The organism is Hyphomicrobium sp. (genome assembly GCF_003987855.1).
GTDB lineage: Bacteria > Pseudomonadota > Alphaproteobacteria > Rhizobiales > Hyphomicrobiaceae > Hyphomicrobium_B.
This window is the reverse complement of the sequence record NZ_RXIZ01000019.1, coordinates 25,373-25,624: the sequence shown is the minus strand read 5'-3', so window position 1 is coordinate 25,624 and position 252 is coordinate 25,373. Positions and strand designations below refer to the sequence as shown.

Here is a 252-nt window from a genome sequence, read left to right as displayed (position 1 = left end):
TAAGGAACTGTGGAAGGTCGTCGACGGCGATCCGAAGAAGGGCGAAACGGGCACGGGTGCTCCGCTTGTCACGAAGGATAAGGTGATCGTCGGTATCTCCGGCGCCGAGTTCGGCGTTCGCTGCCACGTCACTGCCTACGACATCAACAGCGGCAAGAAGATCTGGCGCGCCTACTCGATGGGCCCGGACTCCGACATCCTCGTCGATCCGGAAAAGACGATCTCGCTCGGCAAGCCAGTCGGCAAGAACTC

The 252-nt window shown here is 60.7% G+C and carries 1 pseudogene; it reads left to right on the top strand.

From position 1 onward, the window contains the following. Positions 1–252: pseudogene (locus EKK30_RS16770) on the top strand (PQQ-dependent dehydrogenase, methanol/ethanol family); the annotation flags it as partial.